Source organism: Kitasatospora sp. NPDC048298 (genome assembly GCF_043201465.1).
GTDB lineage: Bacteria > Actinomycetota > Actinomycetes > Streptomycetales > Streptomycetaceae > Kitasatospora.
In genome coordinates, this window is sequence record NZ_JBICYZ010000047.1 from 39378 (window position 1) to 58347 (window position 18970).

17 protein-coding genes are annotated in these 18970 nt (G+C 73.4%); 9 read left to right on the top strand and 8 right to left on the bottom strand.

The features are described 5' to 3' along the window. Positions 1 to 29 precede the first annotated feature (29 nt). The 3 genes from ACGF0D_RS29370 to ACGF0D_RS29380 form a co-directional block, all read right to left on the bottom strand. On the bottom strand, positions 30 to 1118 hold the full coding sequence (locus ACGF0D_RS29370) for a branched-chain amino acid aminotransferase (RefSeq protein WP_392921314.1): 1089 nt from the start codon (positions 1116 to 1118) through the stop codon (positions 30 to 32). A gap of 162 nt (positions 1119 to 1280) precedes the next feature. Then, positions 1281 to 2057, bottom strand: coding sequence for an NAD(P)-binding domain-containing protein (locus ACGF0D_RS29375; protein ID WP_392921317.1), 777 nt, complete (start codon positions 2055 to 2057; stop codon positions 1281 to 1283). A gap of 141 nt (positions 2058 to 2198) precedes the next feature. After that, positions 2199 to 4286, bottom strand: a complete 2088-nt coding sequence (locus ACGF0D_RS29380; protein ID WP_392921321.1) for a transglycosylase domain-containing protein — start codon at positions 4284 to 4286, stop codon at positions 2199 to 2201. A 443-nt stretch (positions 4287 to 4729) separates the two neighbouring features. Here ACGF0D_RS29380 and ACGF0D_RS29385 point away from each other — a divergent pair, with 443 nt between their 5' ends. Beyond that, a complete protein-coding gene (locus tag ACGF0D_RS29385) occupies positions 4730 to 5086 on the top strand; it encodes a DUF6300 family protein (RefSeq protein ID WP_392921323.1) in 357 nt (118 codons plus the stop codon). Between the two features lie 132 nt (positions 5087 to 5218). Continuing rightward, a complete protein-coding gene (locus tag ACGF0D_RS29390) occupies positions 5219 to 6235 on the top strand; it encodes an alpha/beta fold hydrolase (RefSeq protein WP_392921326.1) in 1017 nt (338 codons plus the stop codon). 131 nt (positions 6236 to 6366) lie between these two features. Here ACGF0D_RS29390 and ACGF0D_RS29395 read toward each other — a convergent pair whose 3' ends face one another. Genes ACGF0D_RS29395 through ACGF0D_RS29405 form a run of 3 tightly spaced genes read right to left on the bottom strand, consistent with a single transcriptional unit; the run spans position 6367 to position 7838 of the window. Continuing rightward, positions 6367 to 6555 (bottom strand): hypothetical protein, encoded by a 189-nt coding sequence (locus ACGF0D_RS29395; RefSeq protein WP_392877168.1) that lies wholly within the window; start codon positions 6553 to 6555, stop codon positions 6367 to 6369. Between the two features lie 34 nt (positions 6556 to 6589). After that, complete coding sequence (locus tag ACGF0D_RS29400; protein ID WP_392877166.1) at positions 6590 to 7435, bottom strand: universal stress protein; 846 nt, start codon at positions 7433 to 7435, stop codon at positions 6590 to 6592. A 10-nt stretch (positions 7436 to 7445) separates the two neighbouring features. Continuing rightward, positions 7446 to 7838, bottom strand: a complete 393-nt coding sequence (locus tag ACGF0D_RS29405; protein WP_392921329.1) for a DUF302 domain-containing protein — start codon at positions 7836 to 7838, stop codon at positions 7446 to 7448. 130 nt (positions 7839 to 7968) lie between these two features. On the opposite strand from ACGF0D_RS29405, the gene ACGF0D_RS29410 reads away from it, so the two are divergent. From ACGF0D_RS29410 to ACGF0D_RS29440, 7 genes are all read left to right on the top strand, one after another. Next, a complete protein-coding gene (locus ACGF0D_RS29410; protein ID WP_392921331.1) occupies positions 7969 to 9288 on the top strand; it encodes a hypothetical protein in 1320 nt (439 codons plus the stop codon). A 158-nt stretch (positions 9289 to 9446) separates the two neighbouring features. Next, complete coding sequence (locus tag ACGF0D_RS29415) at positions 9447 to 10403, top strand: ATP-binding cassette domain-containing protein (protein ID WP_392921333.1); 957 nt, start codon at positions 9447 to 9449, stop codon at positions 10401 to 10403. After that, positions 10400 to 11248 (top strand): ABC transporter permease, encoded by an 849-nt coding sequence (locus ACGF0D_RS29420; protein WP_392877158.1) that lies wholly within the window; start codon positions 10400 to 10402, stop codon positions 11246 to 11248. The genes ACGF0D_RS29415 and ACGF0D_RS29420 overlap by 4 nt, the downstream gene beginning before the upstream one ends. Before the next feature lie 205 nt (positions 11249 to 11453). After that, complete coding sequence (locus ACGF0D_RS29425) at positions 11454 to 12830, top strand: histidine kinase (RefSeq protein ID WP_392877596.1); 1377 nt, start codon at positions 11454 to 11456, stop codon at positions 12828 to 12830. Continuing rightward, entirely contained in the window at positions 12827 to 13504 is a 678-nt protein-coding gene (locus tag ACGF0D_RS29430; RefSeq protein WP_392877156.1) for a response regulator, read from the top strand. Before ACGF0D_RS29425 ends, ACGF0D_RS29430 begins: the two co-directional genes overlap by 4 nt. Positions 13505 to 13637: 133 nt before the next feature. Next, complete coding sequence (locus ACGF0D_RS29435) at positions 13638 to 15695, top strand: histidine kinase (RefSeq protein WP_392921336.1); 2058 nt, start codon at positions 13638 to 13640, stop codon at positions 15693 to 15695. A gap of 316 nt (positions 15696 to 16011) precedes the next feature. Beyond that, the gene (locus tag ACGF0D_RS29440; RefSeq protein ID WP_392921338.1) at positions 16012 to 16629 is read left to right on the top strand and encodes a TetR-like C-terminal domain-containing protein; all 618 of its coding nucleotides are present in this window, start codon (positions 16012 to 16014) and stop codon (positions 16627 to 16629) included. 87 nt (positions 16630 to 16716) lie between these two features. Here the strand turns inward: ACGF0D_RS29440 and ACGF0D_RS29445 are convergent, their stop codons facing one another. Both ACGF0D_RS29445 and ACGF0D_RS29450 read right to left on the bottom strand, forming a co-directional pair. Further along, entirely contained in the window at positions 16717 to 18081 is a 1365-nt protein-coding gene (locus tag ACGF0D_RS29445; RefSeq protein WP_392921341.1) for an FAD-dependent oxidoreductase, read from the bottom strand. A gap of 114 nt (positions 18082 to 18195) precedes the next feature. Next, the gene (locus tag ACGF0D_RS29450) at positions 18196 to 18963 is read right to left on the bottom strand and encodes a slipin family protein (protein WP_392877150.1); all 768 of its coding nucleotides are present in this window, start codon (positions 18961 to 18963) and stop codon (positions 18196 to 18198) included. Positions 18964 to 18970 lie beyond the last annotated feature (7 nt).

Here is an 18970-nt window from a genome sequence, read left to right on the forward strand (position 1 = left end):
GGGCGGCCCGGCCGGGCCGCCCGGGGTGGTCACACCACCCGGCGCATCCAGCCGTGGACGTCCTCGGCACGCCCGTACTGGATGTCCAGCACGTGCTCGCGGATCGCGAGGGTCTGCTTGCCCGGCGAGCCGCTGCCGATGGTGAACTCGTAGCCCTCGCCCTTGAATCCGACGATCGGGGTGACCACCGCGGCCGTCCCGGCGGCGAACACCTCGGTGACCGTGCCGTCGGCGGCACCGGAGCGCAGCTCGGAGAGGGTGATCGAGCGCTCGACCGGCGTCAGCCCGAACTCGCCCGCCAGGGACAGGATCGAGTCCCTGGTCACCCCGTCGAGGATGTTGCCGAGCGCGGGGGTGACCAGCTCGCCGTCGGAGGTGACCAGGCACAGGTTCATCGTGCCGGACTCCTCCAGGTCGCCCTCGCCGCCGGTGTCGTCCAGGAACAGCACCTGGTCGCAGCCGTGCTTCCGGGACTCCAACTGCGCGGCCAGGCTGGAGGCGTAGTTGCCGCCGCACTTGGCGGCGCCGGTGCCGCCCCGCCCGGCGCGGGTGTAGTTGCTGCTGACCCAGAGCGTGATGCCGGTGACACCGCCGGCGAAGTACGGGCCGGCCGGGCTGGCGATCACCGAGTAGGCGATCTGCTCGGCGGGCCGGACACCGAGGAAGGCCTCGGAGGCGAACATGAACGGCCGCAGGTAGAGGCTCTTCTCGTCGGCGGAGTCCGGCACCCACGCCTCGTCGGCGCGGACCAACTCCTCGACGCTGGTGAGGAAGTCCTCCTCCGACAGCACCGGCAGGGCGAGCCGCTCGGCGGAGCGGGCGAAGCGGCGGGCGTTGAACTCCGGGCGGAACAGCCAGACGCTGCCGTCGGCGTGGCGGTACGCCTTCAGTCCCTCGAAGATCTCCTGGGCGTAGTGCAGCACGGCGGCGCTCGGGTGCAGCGAGTACGGCACCAAGGCGGAGACCTCGCGGTCGTGCCAGCCGTCGGAGGGCGTCCAGGTGGCCGACGCCATGTGGTCGGTGAAGAACTTCCCGAACCCCGGTGCGGCGAGGATGGTGCGTCGCTCCTCCTCGGGGACGGGATCGTTCCTCCGGACCAGAGGGAATGCGCGACTCATCGTCAACTCCTCAACACCGCTGTGGAATCTGTGCGAACCGGCGCCAACCTCCGGCGCCATACCCGTCATGCTAACGGTCGTCAGCCGGACGTGATACGGCGCGACCCGGCCGCGCCCCGAGTCGTCGGCCCCCTCGGTGCCGACGGCTCGGGGGTGTTCGCGCTACGCGTCGCCGCCGTGGAGGTGGGCGACGAGGCCGTCGAGGGTGGTGCGCAGGGCCTCGGTGTTGGCCTGGTCGAACCAGGTCGTGCGGACGCGCTCGTTGCTCCCGCCCGGGGTCTCGTGCTCGGACCCGAGCTGCTGCAGGGAACGGGTCCCGTCGCCCAGGGTGCGCCCGGCGTCCTGGTAGAGGCTGCGGACGAAACGGTCGGCGTCCTCGGCGGGGATGCCCTGGCCGGCGGCCCAGGAGACCAGCGTGGTGAGGAAGGCGTAGTAGGTGGTCTGGGTCGACGTCAGCGCGGAGAAGACGTTGAGGGCGGCCTCGTCCGCGACCGGGAGCGCCCCGCCCAACCGGTCGAACAGGGCGTCCGCATCGGGGTGCGAGGGGCACACCACGGTGATGCAGCGCCGTTCGCGGACGGTGGGCAGCGGGATGGCGTGGGTCACCTCCGCGTCGGTGGCCAGGACCTGGCGCAGTTCCGCGGTGCCGACGCCGGGCATCACGTTGACCACGACCCGGTCGTCGGGCACCGTCAGCCCGGTCAGGGCCGCGCGCCAGTCCTGGCGGCGCAGGGCGAGGATCACCAGGTCGGAGCGGTCCACCACCTCCTGGTTGTCGGCGCACACCCGGACGTCCTGGTAGCGCTCGGCCAGCTCGGCGGCGGTGCGGGCGCCCCGTGGGGACAGGAGGACCTCCGGCCCGGGCTCGTCCCCGTCCTGCAGGCCCATCACGATGGCCCGGGCGATCTCGCCCACTCCGATGATGCCGATGCGCTTCATTGGTCACTGCCTCCGCTGTCTGCGATATTCCGACAAAGCATGTTTTCATGCCCGTCGTGACCTTCTGCGCAGTGGTGTGACCGTCACGGAGCCGACCGGCAGGCCGCCGACCCGGGCCAGGGCGTGCCCGGTTCGCCCCCGTCAGTGCTGCTGGGCGGGCGGGGTGGTGGCCGGCGGGGCCGTGGTGGCCCCGGTGCCGGTGGGGTTGGGCCTGGGCGCCGGGTCGGGGATGTCGGCCATCGGCAGGGACTGCTTGGGCGTGCCCTTGAGCGCCTGGTCCATGGCGTCCCGCCAGATCGGTCCGGGGCCGTCGGCGCCGAACACCTCGGTGCGGTGCTTCCCGTTGATGGTGATGTCGCGCATCTCGACGCCGCCGTCGGGGCCGCCGAGCCAGACGGCGGTGGCGAGCTGCGGGGTGTAGCCGTTGAACCAGGCGGCCTTCTTGTGGTCCGAGGTGCCGGTCTTTCCGGCGATCTGCCGGTTGTCCTCCAGGTTGAGCGCCGCGCCGGTGCCGTTGTTCTCGGTGACGCCGTTCAGGACGGTGTTCAGCGCCCGGGCCGTCGACTCGGAGAACGCCTGCTCGCAGTGGCCGGCCGGGACGGGGACGTCCTTGCCGTCCACCGTGGTGATCTTGTTGATGGCGATCGGGGTGCAATGGGTGCCCTGGGCGGCGAAGGTCGCGTAGACGTTGGCCATGGTCAGCGGGCTCATCTCCTCGACGCCCAGGGCCATCGCGGGGACCTCCTCCAGGGGCTTGCCGCTGGCCCGGGTGGTGATGCCGAGCTTGTTGGCCATCTGCTTGACCGCGCAGAGGCCGATCTCCTGCTCCATCTGCACGAAGTAGGTGTTGACCGAGAGGGCCATCGCCTCCTTCAGCTGGTAGGGGCCCTTCTCGTTCGCGGACTCGTTGGGCACCACCGTCCTGGGCCGGGCCTCGTTCTTCCAGGTCCCCTCGCAGGTCTTCATCGTCGGGTACTCGAGCTTGTTCGGGGACGAGTACTCCTGGGTCGCCGACAGGCCCGCCTCCAGTGCCGCGGCCGCGACGACCGGCTTGAAGGTGGAGCCGGGCTGGAAGCCGTTGCCGCCGCCCATGGCCGAGTCGACGTTGAGGTTGACGACGGTCTGGTTCTTGTTGGAGTCCAGGCCGTACGGGCGGGTCTGGGCCATCGCGAGGATCTTGCCGGTGCCCGGCTCGACCATGGAGACGGCGGCGGAGACGCTGTCGGTGACCCGCACGTTGGAGGTCACCGCGTTCTGGGCGGCGGCCTGCTTGTCCGGATCCAGCGTGGTGTGGATGTTCAGACCGCCGGTGTTCCACACCTTCTTGCGCTCGTCGGCACTCTTGCCGAAGGCCGGGTCCTGCTTGACCACGTGGCGGACGTAGTCGCAGAAGAAGCCCATCCCGGCCTGGGCGGTGATGCAGCCGTTCTGCGGGGCCTGGTAGTTGAGGCCCAGCGGGGCGGCCTTGGCCTCCTTCGCCTGGTCGGCGGTGATGTGCTTGTTCTCCACCATCTTGTCGATGACGGTGTCGCGGCGGTTCTGCGCGGCCTGCGGGTGCAGCTTGGGGTCGTACTGGGACGGGTTCTGCACCAGCCCGGCGAGCATCGCCGCCTCGGCGACGGTCAGGTCCTTGTTGCTCTTGCCGAAGTAGCGCCGGGAGGCGGCCTCCACCCCGTAGGCGCCGTTCCCGTAGTACGTGATGTTGAGGTAGTTGGTGAGGATCTGGTCCTTCGGCAGGTCCTCCTCCAGCTTGATGGCGACCTTGAGCTCCTGGATCTTGCGGCCCAGGGTCTTGCGCTGGGCCTCCAGGACCGCGTCGCGGTCGTCGCCGGCCTGCTCCACGTTGACGTTCTTCACGTACTGCTGGGTCAGGGTGGAGGCGCCCTGCGCGGTGGTGCCGCTCTCCGCGTTCTTGCTGATCGCGCGGAGCACGCCCTTGAGGTCGACGGCGCCGTGCTCGTAGAAGCGGGCGTCCTCGATGTCCACCTGGGCGTGCCGCATGAACGGTGACATCTGGTCGGCGGTGATGACGGTGCGGTCGCGCTCGTAGACCTTGGCGATCAGGCCGCCCTTGGCGTCGAAGATCTGGGTCGCCTGGGTCAGCGGCGGGGTCTTGAAGTCGTCGGGAACCTCGTCGAATCCCTCCGCCGTGTCCTTGGCGGCCAGTCCGACGCCGCCGGCGGCGGGCAGGGCGATGCCCGCCAGCAGCACACCGGACACGACGCTCACGCCGATGAAGGTCGCCCCGAGGCGGGCCAGCCGAAGCGGAGCGGGGCGGGACGGGCGGAGATCCGCGGTATCCGCGTCATCGGAGGAATTCCATATGGGCGGGAGGTTCGATTCCATTTCGGAATGCTAGCCCGCCGAACCCGCTGGTCGAACGGATTTTCCTGTCGGATCGTCACAGCTGTGCAACGGATGTGGAGTTCGACCACTACAGGTCAAATCGTATGCGAACTGAAGGGATATGGGGAAATCGACGGTCCGAACACGTCGGAATTACTTCGGGTGCCGCCCCCCATCCCAGCCCTCGGTCCTGACATCACTTGGATGCGGTGACCCGGGTGAAAGGTTGCGTCCGTTCCGGCGCCGCCCCCGACGTCGCCGGCCGCCGGTCTGTTCGCGCGGTCCGCCGCGTCATCGACCAGGGCCGAGAGGGGTAGACCGTACGGGTGAACACCTTCGGAAGGATCAAGGCCAAGAACGCCATCGAGGTCCGTACCGCCGCCCTCCCGCCCTGTCGGCGCTGCGGAATCCCGGCCCTTCTGACCGCCCGTTACCCGCACTCCTGGCCGAACCAGGCAGGGAAGCAGGTGACCGGCTTCAAGGAGACCGCCCTCTGCTCCGCCTGCGACGAGGGCGACCCGGCGGCGACCGGGCTCCTCGCCCTCCTCGGCGGCCCGGTCGCCGGCCGGCTCGCCGACCTCAGGGCGCTCGTCCAGCAATGGGTGAGCACCGTCCGCCACCGCACACCCGACCTGGCGGACCTGGAGGACGAGGCCGCCCGGTTCAGGTCCGGAGAGCTCTGAAACCGAATGCGGCCGAGCGGAAACCCGAACAGCGGTGCGGATTCACCCGTATGCGCAGCGTGATGTGCTGCCCGGGCGACGCTGTGGGCAGGGTGGTTCCAGCCCCCCACCTCCTCCGAAAGGGTAGGAACCATGGGCATATCGCTGTCCCGCCGTTCGATCTCCTCCGCCGTCACGGTGGCGTTCGCGACCTGCGCGGTCGCCGTCACCGTGTCGCCCGCCCACGCCGCCGAAGCCGGCGGCAGGCCGGGCGGCGGCGGGGGAAGGCCGACGGTGGTCCTGGTGCACGGCGCGTTCGCGGACGCCTCCGGCTGGAACGACGTCGCCGCCCGCCTCCTGGACGACGGGTTCGACGTCGTCGCCCCACCCAACGAGCTGCGCGGCCTGGCCAATGACGCCGCCGACGTGGCGAGTCTGCTCAAGAGCATCAGCGGCCCGATCGTCCTCGCGGGCCACTCCTACGGCGGCGCCGTCATCAGCCAGGCCGCGGCCGGTAACCCGAACGTCAAGGGTCTGGTCTACGTGTCGGCGTTCGCGCCCGACGTGGGCGAGTCCCCGGCGGAGCTGTCGGCGAAGTTCGCCGGCAGCGACCTCGCCACCGCGCTCAACCCCGTCCCCTTCACCGAGCGTGGCGGCAGCGGGACCGACCTCTACATCCGGGGCGACAAGTTCCGGGACGTCTTCGCCGCCGATCTCTCCGAGTCCAGGACCAGGCTGATGGCCGCCGAGCAGCGCCCCGTCGCCGAGGCCGGGTTCGGGGAGAAGGCCACCGCCGCCGCCTGGCGCGACATCCCGTCCTGGTTCGTCGTGTCGAAGCAGGACCGGGCCATCGCCCCCGACCTCGAACGCTTCGAGGCCAAGCGCGCCAACTCGCACACCGTCGAGATCGACTCCTCGCACGTGTCGATGATGTCCCACCCCGACGTGATCGTCCGACAGATCCGCGAGGCCGCGGGGGTCGCCGGTGACGGCGGTGGGAGCGGCGGCAGTGGCAGTGGCGGTGGCGGTGGTGGCGCGGCTGTGGCGGCCGAGCTCGCGGCGACCGGCTCGCGCGGCCAGGCCATTGCCGCGGTCGGCGCCGTCGGTGCCGTCGCGCTGGTGTCCGGCTCGGCGCTCACCCGCTTCGTCCGTCGGCGCGAGGCCCGCTGAACCCGCTGTACCTGCTCAACCCGCTGAACTCGCTGAGCGGCCGGCCCGGTCGGGTGGCCGGCGGTTCCGGGGCCTCTGCCCCGGGCCGCCCGCCCCCGGCCGGGCTGTCTCGCGCGCGCCGGCGGCGTCCCTCACGGTGTCGACGGCGCGGCGGCGAAGTCGCGCGGGACGGCCCGGACCGCGGCGGGCTGCTCCTCCTGGGCGAAGTGCCCGGCATCGGTGACCACCGCGGTGGTGAGGTCGCGGCCGCCGGCGGCCCGGAAGCCCCGGGCGCAGGCCTCGATGTCGCGGCCCTCGCGGCCCTCGCGGTCGCCGCGCACGTCCCCGCCGCTGGCCCCGAATAGCGCCGGCCGGTCAGCTGTGCGGGACGAGCGCGACCGGGCACCGCACGTGGTGGATCGCGGCGTGTGCGACCGGGCCGAGGTGGGAGCCGACCAGGGTGCGGCGCAGGCGCCGGCCGATGACGAGCAGCCGGGCCTCGGCCGCCGCGTCCACCAGGGCGACGGAGCGGCTGCCCTGGATCAGGTCCGCGGTCACCGACACCTCCGGACGGCGCTCGCGCCACGGGTCCAGCTGTTCGGCGAAGCGGGTCCGCTCGACGGACGAGAGCTCGCCCTTCAGCCCGCCCACGGCCTGCAGCGCCATGTACTCGCTGGCGACCGGCGGCGACCAGACGTGCACCACCCGCAGCGGCGCCCGGCGCCGGGCGGCCGCGTCGAAGGCGAAGGCCAGCACGTCGTCCATCGGATGCGCCACGTCGAGGCCCACCAGCACCGGGCCGTCGGACTCGACCGCGTCGGCCCGGACCAGCGCCACCGGGCAACTCGCCCGCCGCAGCACCTCCTGGCTCACCGAGCCGACCAGGAAACCGCGCACGGCACCCAGCCCGCGCGAGCCCAGGACGAGCAGCGAGGCCGAGTTCCCGGCCGCCTCCAGCGCCTCGGCCGGGTCGGTCGGGACGATCGCCGAGGTGACCGGCCCGTCCCCGGCCAGCGGGCGCAACTCCTCCGCCCGGAGCTCCAGTCGGTCCAGCGCGTGCCGGTAGGTCTCCTCGCTGCCGACCACGTCCCGGTGCGGCCACGGCCAGGCCTCCAGGAGGTCGAGCGGGCAGGCGCGGCGCCGCGCCTCGTGGGCGGCCCACTCGGTGGCGGCGAGGCTCTCGGGCGAGCCGTCGAATCCGGCGACGACGGGTGCGGTCATGATCTGCTCCTCATCCGCGCAGCGCGTCCAGGGCGGCCGTCAGCCGCTGCGCCGCCTCGTCCGCGACCTCGCCCAGCCCGCCCCCCGGCCCGGCCAGGGTGACGATCGTCTGCGGGTCGACGGCCTCCACCACGGTGGCGTCGCCGTCCGCCCGGACCACCACGTTGCACGGCAGCAGCAGCCCGATGCGGCGGTCGGCCTCGAGCGCGCGGTGGGCGAGGGCGGGGTTGCAGGCGCCGAGGATCAGGTAGTCCTCGATCTCCGCGCCGATCTTCTCGCGCAGTGTCGCCCGGACGTCGATGGTGGTCAGGACGCCGAAGCCCTGCTCCCTGAGCGCGGCGGTGACCGCCTCCACCGCCTGCGCGAACGGCCGGTCGAGCCGTACGCCGAGACCGTAGTCCATGGTTCCTCCGCAAGAGTCCGGGCGGCCCCAGTATCGACGGGTGCCGGGCCCGCCGCCTCCCGGAGCGGACCGCGGCGCGGTGTCGGTGCTGCCGCCTACGCTCGGGTCGTACTGCTTTCGGGAGGGTGTGGTGAAGGTGCGCAGGCCGGTGGACGGCGAGGTCCGGGTCCACTACGGACAGATCTACGTGGAGAGCGATCCCGACGACCCCTGGCCCGACCTGGCGAGGGCGTTCGCCGGCCAGCGCGCGGGGCTCTGCGGCGCGGCCGTCCCGGGGGCGCTCTGGCTGACCACCGGGCTGCACACCGGTGCCGTCGGCTTCACGGTCGAGGTGCACGAGCAGGCCCCGCCGCTGGACGAGGACTGGGAGGACGTGGTCGAGGTCTCCTTCCGTCCGGTCACGGACTCCACCCTGCTGGTGGAGTGGGGCGGCGGCGACGCCCGGGAGCTCGGACTGGCGCAGTGCGACCACCGGGTGCGCTACTGCGCCCTGGGCCTCGACGAGGGGCACGAGGGGCACCGGCTGGACACCCGGACGTCCGACGAACCGGGGGCGGAGCGCTACCTGCTCCAGTTCTGGCCGGCCCCGCCCGAGCCGGACCGCGTTCTGCGGCAGACCTCGCGGAAGGCGGCGTACTGGCACGACTACGCCCGGAAGCTGCCGCCGCCCCTCACGCCGGAGGAGCGCGCCGCGGAGGAACTCCGGGCCCGTCTCGCGCGGGAGCGCGTGGCACGGGAGAACGCGGCCGCCGCCGAGCTGTGGGAGTGGGGTGGCCGCCGGCCGAGCGAGGCCCTGCGCGGCGTGGTCGGCAACGTCCGGGGCCTGTTGGACTTCGACGCGCCCCTGCTGCACGCCCTGGACGACGCCGGCCCCCGGGCCCAGCGCGCGGTGGCGCGGTTCGCCGCCCGCCGGGCCTGCGCGGCGGCCGGCCTCGCCGGGCTCGACTGGGTCGCCGCCGCACTGACGGCCCTGGACGAGGGCCGCCCGCTGCCGCCGCCCTTCGACGACCCGGCCGCGCTCTGGCAGACCCTGGCCGCCGACCCGCGCGTCCCCGCCCGGACGGTCCGCCGGGCCGTCGCGCCCGAGCGCGAGCCCTTCCGCCCGCCGCACGTGGACCCCGAAGCCCCGTCGCCGGTGTTCGTGTCGGTGTCCGTGTCCCAGCCGGTGTTCTCCACCGTGACGGTGACGGACCGGCCGGAGCCCCCGGGGCTGCCCGTCGTGGGGGCGGAGCCGGCCGCCACCCGCACCGCCCGCCTCGTCCTCGGCCCGCTCGATCCCGACCTGCCGGTGTCGCAGCCGCACATGGCGCTGCCCGCCGTCCTCGGTGCGGCCGAGCCGGAGCCGCTGCGGGCCGCGATCGACGCGGTGTTCGCGGCGGTCGTCACGTACGGCGAGGACCACCGGACGCTGCTGGCCGAGGTCAGGGCCGTGCTGGCGGAGCAGTGCTGACGCCGACCACTCGCCGTGGTGGGGTGCCGGGGTGGTACCGCGGTATTACGGGCGCGCCGATGATCGGACCCCGGTACCACGGATCGAAGCCGACTCCGCACGTAGCGTGGTGCGCGAGGGCAGCCGGAAGGGCAGGCCCCGGAGCACAGGGGTGAGCGATGATCGAGGCGCACCGGCTGACGAAGCGGTACGGGGAGAAGACGGCCGTGGACCAGCTGGACTTCACGGTCCGGCCGGGGACGGTGACGGGCTTCCTCGGGCCGAACGGCGCGGGCAAGTCCACCACGATGCGGATGATCGTCGGGCTGGACGCGCCCACCAGCGGTTCGGTCCGGGTGAACGGCCGCCATTACGCCGAGCACGCGGCACCGCTCCAGGAGGTCGGCGCGCTGCTGGAGGCCAAGTCGATCCACCCGGGCCGCTCCGCCTTCAACCACCTGATGGCCCAGGCCCACACCCACGGCATCCCGCGCCGCCGGGTCGATGAGGTCATCGAGCTGACGGGCCTCTCCTCGGTGGCCCGCAAGCGCGCCGGGGCGTTCTCGCTCGGCATGGGCCAGCGGCTCGGGATCGCCTCGGCCCTGCTGGGGGATCCGGCCACGGTGATGCTGGACGAACCGGTCAACGGCCTCGACCCCGAGGGCGTGCTGTGGATCCGCAACCTGCTCACCTCGCTCGCCGCCGAGGGCCGCACCGTCTTCGTGTCCTCGCACCTGATGAGCGAGATGGCCCTGGTCGCCGACCACCTGATCGTCGTCGGCCGGGGCCGGCTGCTGGCCGACACGACGGTGCAGGACCTGGTCCGCCAGGCCGGCGGCGACGTGGTCAAGGTCGTCAGCGCCGACCCGGCCCGGCTGCGCGCCGCAGTGGCCGGCGTCGGCGTGGAGGTCACCGGCCGGGCGGGCTCGGAGGAGCTGCTGGTCACCGGCCGTACGGCCCGCGAGATCGGCCTGGCCGCCGCCGAGCAGGGCATCGCCCTGTTCGAGCTCACCCCCCGGGCGGTCTCCCTGGAGGAGGCGTTCATGGACCTGACCCGCGACGCCGTCGAGTACCACGGCACGATCACCACCGCCGACGGCACGGCCGCCGCCGAGACTTCGAGGAGTGCGGCATGAGCACCATCGCACCGAGCCCGACCCCCGCCCCCGGCGGCGTGCGGCCCGCCCGTCCCGCGTACCGGGTGACGCCCCTGCGGGTGCTGCGTTCCGAGTGGGCGAAGCTGTGGTCGCTGCGCTCCACCTGGATCACCCTCGGGCTGGCACTGCTCTTCCTGGTCGCCTTCGGCCTGATCGCCGCCTACCAGTTCAAGTCGCGGATGACCTCCGGCCGCCCGATGGACCGGGACTTCGCGGGCGCGAGCGCGCTGAGCCTGTCCCTGTTCGGCACCAACTTCGCCCAACTGGCACTCGGCATCCTCGGCGTGCTGGTCGCCGCCGGGGAGTACTCCACCGGCATGATCCGCTCGACGCTGGCCGCCGTGCCGCGCCGCCTCCCGGTGCTCTGGTCCAAGGCCGCCGTGTACGGGCTGATCGCGCTGGTGCTCGGCACCGTCGGGGTGTTCGCGGTCTTCGGCGCCGACAGCGGAGTGCTCTCCGGCACCCGCGTGGCGATGACCTTCTCCGACGCCGGGGTGGTCCGCGGCCTGCTGGGGGCCGGGCTCTACCTCGCTCTGGTCGGCGTGATCGGCGTCGCGCTCGGCGCCCTGCTGCGCTCGGTGGCCGGCGGCATCGCGGTGCTGGTGGCCACGCTGATGCTGATCCCGGGGCTCACCTCGCTGCTGCCCAGCTCCTGGCAGAGCCACCTCAGCCCCTACCTGCCCAGCCACGCGGGCGAGGCGATGTTCGCCCTGCACCACGACTCGACCACGCTCTCGCCGACGGCGGGGCTGGCCGTCTTCCTCGGCTGGACGGTCCTCGCCCTCGGGGCGGCGGCCGTGCGGCTGGTACGCACCGACGCCTGAGAGACTCGGAGGGAGTCCATCCACCGCGGCGCCGGGAGCCACCGGCGCCGCGGACACGACCACGACAGCCCGGCCGACCAGGGAGGTGCCACCGGTGAGCGACCCCGCCACCGCCACGACGAGCCCGTTCGCGGCAGCGGGCACCCCGGCCGCGGGCACCTCGTCCGCCGACCCGCGGACCGCCGACACCCCGGCCGCCGACCTCCTGTCCGGGCACCCGCTGTACACCCGCCTGGCCCGGATCGGCCAGCGGCTGCGGCAGGCGGACCGCGACCACCCGTGGGCGCTCGACGCCGCGGTGGTGGCCGCCGTCTTCCTGCTGTTCTGCCTGCCCGACCTCTTCCCCGGCCACGCCGAGGGCGGCCCGCGCGAGCACCGGATCGTGCTCGCCCGGCTGCCGCTGCCGCAGACCCTCGCCCTCCAGGCCGGCCTGGTGCTGCCGCTGCTGTGGCGCCGGCGCCGGCCCACGGCGGCCTTCGCCGCGATCATGGCCGTCTTCGTCCTGCAGTGGTCGCTGGACGTCGGGCTGCGCGCCGACGCCGCCCTGCTGGTCGCCCTCTACAGCCTGGCGCTGCACGGCCGGCTGCGGCACCTGGCGTGGTCCTGCGCCGCCATGGCGGTGGCCGTCTCGCTGGTCGCGGTGGCCGTCTCCGGCGGCGGGCTGCCGGTCGGCGACGCCCTGTTCTTCCTGTTCAGCGCCGCGACGGCGGCCGTGGCCCTGGGCATCGCGGTGCGGGTGCGGCGCGCCCAGCTCGCCGGGCTGCGGGAACGGGCCGCCCGGCTGGAGATAGAGCGCGACCAGCGCAGCCGGCTGGCCGCCGCCACCGAACGCGCCCGGATGGCCCGGGAGATGCACGACATCATCGGCCACAACCTGTCCGTCATCGTCACCCTGGCCGACGGCGGCGCGTACGCGGCGCAGGCCACCCCCGAACGCGGCCGGGAGGCCCTGCTGCTGATCGGGGACACCAGCCGGCAGGCGCTCGGCGAACTGCGGCGGATGCTCGGCGTGCTGCGCGACCAGGGGGACCAGACCGCCGAGTACACCCCGCAGCCCGGCATCGCCGACCTCGACGGGCTCTGCGCCCGCATCCGCGCCGCCGGCCCGCAGGTGGTCTACACGGCCGCCGGCGCCCTGGGCCGGCTGGACCGCGGCGTCCAGCTGATGGCGTACCGCATCGTGCAGGAGGCGCTCACCAACACCCTCAAGCACGCGGGGCCCGAGACCCGCGCCCATGTGACCCTCACCGTCGACGCCGAGCGCCTGCGGGTCCGCGTCGAGGACTCCGGCCCGCCCGGCGGCTCCCGCTGGCACGGGCGCACCCACGGGTACGGCCACGGCCTGGCCGGGATGCGCGAACGCGCGGCCCTGTACGGCGGCACCGTCACGGCCGGCCCCACCCCCGGCGCGGGATGGGCCGTGGAGGCGGTCCTGGACCTCACCCCCGGGCCGGACGCCACCGCCGCCGGCCCGGACGCCGCCCCCACGCCGAACCCCGCCGCCGGCCCGAACCCAAGCGCCGGCCCGGACCTCACCGCCGGCCCTCAGCCCACCCCCGACCCGACAGGCGGCCCGACGTGACCACCGTCCTCATCGTGGACGACCAGCCCTTGCAGCGCTACGGCTTCCGCATGCTGCTGGAGAGCCAGCCCGACACCGAGGTGGTCGGCGAGGCGGCCCACGGCGGCGAGGCCGTCCGGCTGGCCGCCGACCTGCGCCCCGACGTCGTCCTGATGGACATCCGGATGCCCGGCATGGACGGCATCGAGGCCACCCGCCGCATCGTCGCCACCGGAGGGCGCTCCCGCATCCTGGTGCTGACCACCTTCGACCTCGACGAGTACGCGCACGCCGCGCTGCGCGCCGGTGCCAGCGGCTTCCTGCTCAAGGACGCCCGGCCGGAGGAGCTGCTGTCCGGCATCCGCGCGGTCTCCGAGGGCGACGCCGTGGTCGCCCCGGCCGTCACCCGGCGACTGCTCGACGCCTACGCCCACCGCCTGCCGGTCCGCCCGCCCGGCGCCGCACCGGCCGCGGATCCGCGGCTGGACGCCCTCACCGACCGCGAACGGGAGATCCTGGTCGCCATCGCCCACGGCTGGTCCAACAGCGAGATCGCCCAGCGCCTGGTCCTGGCGGAGTCGACGGTCAAGACGCACGTCAGCCGGGTGCTGTCGAAGATCGGCGCCCGGGACCGCGTCCAGGCCGTGATCTTCGCCTACGACCGCGGGCTGACCCGCCCCAACCCACCGGTCTGACCACCCCGGCGGGCCCGCCCTTCCCCTCCGGGCCCGCCGTGAAGTCCGGCGGGGCCGCTGCCTCATGCGCCCGGGACAACAGGTGGCGCAGACTTCAGGGATCCGGAGGTGCCCGGCGAGGGAAAGGGCGGACATGGCTGCGGAGAGCACGCGAAGAGCCCGATGGCGGCCACGGTCCGGCCAGGCCGAGCGACAGCTCGCCGCGGCCGGGCTGTGCGCGCTCGTCTGCCTGGTGGCCGGCGGCCTGTGGGCCGGGTACGTGGTGAGCCACCTCGGCACCCCCGGGGTCTCGGTGCCCGCCCACGATCTGGCGGTCCTCGGCTACGGCCTCGCCGCCGTGGCCGGCGGGGTGCTGCTGCACGCCCACCGGCCGGGGAACCAACTCGGCTGGGTCCTGCTGGTGTACGGAATGGCGTCGATCATCCCGGTCGCCGCCGAGGCCCCGGTCTGGGTCGAGGGGGGCGACCCGCACGTGGTCGGGGCGGTGGTGGTCCTGTCCTCGCTGTGCGACACCGTCAACGGCACCCTGTGGCACGCGCTGCCGCTGTGGCTGCCGTACGGGACCCTCCCGAGCAGCCGGTGGTGGTGGGCGATCGGCGCCCTCGCCCTGTGGCGGCTGCCCCCGGCCGGCTGCTACGTCGCCGAGCCCACCGTGTTCGGCCAACCCAACCCGTTCGCGGGCAGCGGCCTGGCGACCTGGCTGCAGGGCTTCAACGACCGGATGATCGACACCCAGGTCGCCGTGTACGTCGCGCTGACCGTCCTGGTGGTGCTCGTCCCGCTCGCCCGCATCCGCGGCGTGTCCCGGCGCCGCCGGCAGAACGTCCTGATCGCCCTCGGGACGTACCTGCTGTGGGGCGGAGCCGAACTCGCCTACTACTTCGACCAGGGCACGCTCTCGTACATCGCGTTCGCCGTCACCTCGGCGCTGTGGACCCTCACCCTGGCCGCCGTCGTGGTCCGGGACGGCTCCTGGCGCCTGGACCGGGCCGCCCGGCGGGTGCTGGTCGGCCTGCTGGTGGCCGCCGGGCTGGCCGTGGTCTTCGTGCTGGTGGCCTGTCTGCTCTCCACCATGCTGATGCCCGGCCGCGGCCCCGGGGCGCTGGTGGTGGTCGCCGCGGTCTTCCTGCTCGCGGTCGGCCTGCCCCGGGGCGTGCGCTGGGCCTCCGGCGTCGTCGACCGCTGGTACTACGGCTCGCGCGCGCAGCCGTACCAGGTGCTGCGCAGCCTCGCCGGGAGGGTCAGCCAGACCGTCGACCCGCAGGAGGTGCCGGCCGTGCTGTGCCGTACGGTCAGCGAGGAACTGCGGCTGCCCGGCGTGGAGTTGACCGTTTCCACGCGGAGCGGCGAACGGCCGCTGGCCGCCGTCGGGGAACTCTCCGGCAGCGGCGAGGGCTTCCCGCTGGTGCACCGCGGGGACCGCATCGGACGGCTCACCGTCGCCCCGCGCGAGGGCCAGCGGGTCCTCGACGGCAGCGACCGCGACATCCTGCGCTCGCTCGCCGACCAGGCCGCCCCCGCCGTCGCCTCGCTCCAGCTGATGGCGGACCTGCGGGCCAGCCGCGAGCGGATCGTCGCGGCCCGCGAGGAGGAGCGCCGCCAGCTGCGCCGGGACATCCACGACGGCCTCGGCCCGATGCTGGCCGGGTTGCGGCTGCGCCTCCAGGCGGCCGCGGCGGTCGACGACCCGGCGCTCTTCTCCTCCGTGCTGGACCGCGTCGCGGACGACCTCGCCTCGGCGGTCCGGGAGGTCCGGCGGATCACCGACCGCCTGGGCCCCACCGCGCTGGGCGACTACGGCCTCTCCCTGGCACTGAGCCGGCTCGCCGAGACCTTCAGCGGCCCGGACCTCGCCGTCGCCACCCGCCTGGAGCCCGACCCGCTGCCCGCGCTGCCCGCTGCCGTCGAGGTCGCGGTCTACCGGATCACCGCGGAGGCGCTCAACAACGTGCTGCGCCATGCCCGGGCGACCAGCGCCACGGTGTTCGTCCGGGTGGACGCCGGGCGGCTGGAACTCGACATCGAGGACGACGGGCAGGGACCGGGCCACGGTCTCCCGGAGCACCCGGGGGTCGGGCTCCGGTCGATGTCCGAGCGGGCCGCGGAGATCGGCGGCAGCTGCACCGTGGACGCCCTGCGGCACGGCACCCGGGTGCACGCGGTGCTCCCGCGCCGGCCCGCGAGCGGATGAGGACGGGGCCGTGCGCGCGCGAGGTTGGCCCTCCCGCGCACCGAAGGGCCCCCGGCGCCGACTTGGGTTCTAGGGATCGTTGCAACACCCCAGTTCAAGGGGTGCAATGTTCGAGATCCGGGATGACCGGAATGCGGCGGGAACGGGTTCGTTCACTAACATCGACAGTAGCCCCCGGTGATGTCCGGACAGTGGGAAATCCCGGGGGGCGAAACGCCTCACCAGCGACGCGCCCGGCCCGGGATCTCCCGGAGGTCCGCGGGCGGACGCGTGGAGCGACGAAGCGACGAAAGGCGACTGAAGAAGGTGCGCAACCATGACCGCTGACACGGCTGCCGGGCACGGACCGGTGACGGGCGCCCCGCTGCGGCGGCGGGGTGAGGCGCTGGAGAGCGCCATCTACGAGGCGGTCCTCCAACAGCTCACCACCGACGGCTACGCCCGGCTGACCATGGAGGGGGTGGCCGCCGCCGCGCAGACCGGCAAGGCCGCGCTCTACCGCCGCTGGTCCTCCAAGGAGGAACTGGTCATGGACGCGCTGCGGGCCAGCCTGCCGGCGTCCGGACCGGCCCCCGACACCGGCAGCCTGCGCGGGGACCTGCTGGAGGTGGTCACCAGGCTGCGCACCGCCATGGTCAGCGAGCTGGGCGCCGCCGTGCGGGCCATCATGAGTGAACTCGACCACCAGCGGGCGCACGCCTTCGTGGAGATCGTGCTGGAGCGGGTGGTGGAGCCGACGACGGCGCTGATCGCCGAGGTGCTGGACCGCGGCACCGCGCGCGGCGAGGCCCGCCCCGGGGCCGTCACCCCGCTGGTCACCGACCTGGTGCCGGCGCTGATGCTGTACCGGATCAAGATGTGCGGCGGGGACCCGGTCCAGCTCGATCCGGCGGAGATCGTGGACGAGTTGCTGCTGCCGATCGTCCGCCCCTGACTGCGGTTGCGAACCCCGCGGGGTTCCGGAGGGAATTCCCGCGGGGCTCGGCGGCGGCGCTTCCGCGTTCCGCGCTCGGGTCGCGGCTCAGGCCCCGCTGTGGCGGAGCATGTCCTCACGCTCGACGACCTTGACCCGCTCGCGCTGCTCGGCCTCGCCGAGCGCGCGCTCGTGGGCGTCCAGCAGCTGCCAGCCCGCCCAGGTGGTGAAGCGGACGCCCCGCGCGCGCAGGTGCTCCTCGACGGCCGCCGGGTCCGGCTCGACGGCGCCGGGCAGGCGGTCCGCGGCGTGGTCGTCCAGCAGGCAGGCGACGGTCTCGTTGGCGTCGCCCTTGGTGTGGCCGATCAGGCCGACCGGGCCGCGCTTGATCCAGCCGGTGACGTACGTGGCGGTGCGGTGCGAGCCGTCGCCGTCCAGGACCCGCCCGGCCCGGTGCGGGACGGTGCCCGAGACCGGGTCGAAGGGCAGCTTGGGCAGCTCGTCGGAGTAGTAGCCGACCGCGCGGTAGACCGACTGCACGTCCCAGTCGGTGAAGCCGCCGGTGCCGCGCACGTTGCCGGTGCCGTCCAGCTCGGTGCGCTCGGTGCGCAGACCGACGACCCGGCCGTCCTCGCCGAGCACCTCCACCGGGGACTCGAAGAAGTGCAGGTACACCCGGTGCGGGCGGTCGCCGACGTCGCGGATCGCCCAGTTCTCCAGCGTCGAGGCGACCAGGTCGACGTGCTTGACCGCGCGGCGCTCGGCGATCGAGCCCTCGTCGTACTCGATGTCCTCGGGGGCGACGATCACCTCGATGGTGGGGGAGTGGTCCAGCTCGCGCAGCTCCATCGGGCTGAACTTGGCCTGGGCCGGGCCGCGGCGGCCGAAGACGTGCACCTCGACGGCCCGGTTGCGCTTGAGGCCCTCGTGGACGTTCGGCGGGATCTCGGTGGGCAGCAGTTCGTCGGCGGTCTTGGCGAGGATCCGGGCGACGTCCAGGGCGACGTTGCCGACGCCCAGGACGGCGACCTTCTCGGCCTCCAGCGGCCAGGTCCGGGGCACGTCAGGGTGGCCGTCGTACCAGGAGACGAAGTCGGCCGCGCCGTAGGAGCCGTCGAGGTGGATGCCGGGTATGTCCAGGGCGCGGTCGGCCATCGCGCCGGTGGAGAACACCACGGCGTCGTAGAAGCGGTGCAGGTCGTCCAGGCCGAGGTCGTTCGGGTAGTCGACGTTGCCGAACAGCCGGACCTGGGGCTTGTCGAGCACCTGGTGCAGGGCCGTGACGATGCCCTTGATGCGCGGGTGGTCGGGCGCGACCCCGTAGCGGATCAGGCCGAACGGGGCGGGCATCCGCTCGAACAGGTCGATCGAGACACCGGGCTTCTGGGCGGCGTCGGACTTCAGCAGGGCGTCCGCGGCGTAGATGCCGGCGGGGCCGGCTCCGACGATCGCGACTCGGATCGGGCGGGGCATGACGAGTGGTCCTCCGGTCGGGCGCGGCGCAAAGGTGGTCTGAACCTTTGTAGCAAACCCTACGGATGACCTGGGAACTAGGAGGTGGTGATCTATGGGGGCCATAGGCCCGGCCTATGCCTCCGGATCGGCGGCCCGGGCCGCCGAGGCCTCGAAGAAGCGCAGCAGTTCCACCGGGAACGGCAGCACCAGCGTCGAGTTCTTCTCCGCCGCGACCTCGACCACGGTCTGGAGCAGCCGCAGCTGCATCGCCGCCGGGGTCTCGCTCATCCTGACCGCCGCCTCGGCGAGCTTCGTGGCGGCCTGGAACTCGCCGTCGGCGGTGATGATCCGGGCCCGCCGCTCGCGGTCCGCCTCGGCTTGGCGGGCCATCGAGCGCTTCATCGAGTCCGGCAGGCTGACGTCCTTGATCTCCACCCGGTCGATCTGCACGCCCCAGCCGGTGGCCGGGCTCTCCAGCATCACCTCCAGGCCCTGGTGGAGGTTCTCCCGGCCGGAGAGCAGGTCGTCCAGCTCGCTCTTGCCGATGATGGAGCGCAGCGAGGTCTGGGCGACCTGGAGCATGGCGAAGGAGTAGTTCTGGACGTCCACGGTGGCCCTGACCGGGTCCACCACCCGGAAGTACAGCACCGCGTCGACGCTCACCGAGACGTTGTCCTTGGTGATGCCCTCCTGCGCGGGCACCGGCATGGTGACGACCTGGACGTTGACCTTGCGCATCCGGTCCACGACCGGCAGCAGCAGGCTCAGCCCCGGCTCGCGGACCCGCCCGTTGACCCGGCCGAGCCGGAACACCACACCGCGCTCGTACTGCTGCACCACCCGTACACCGGTCACCAGCCAGAGCAGGAGCAGCACGGCGACGATCACGACAGCTGCCACGATTCCG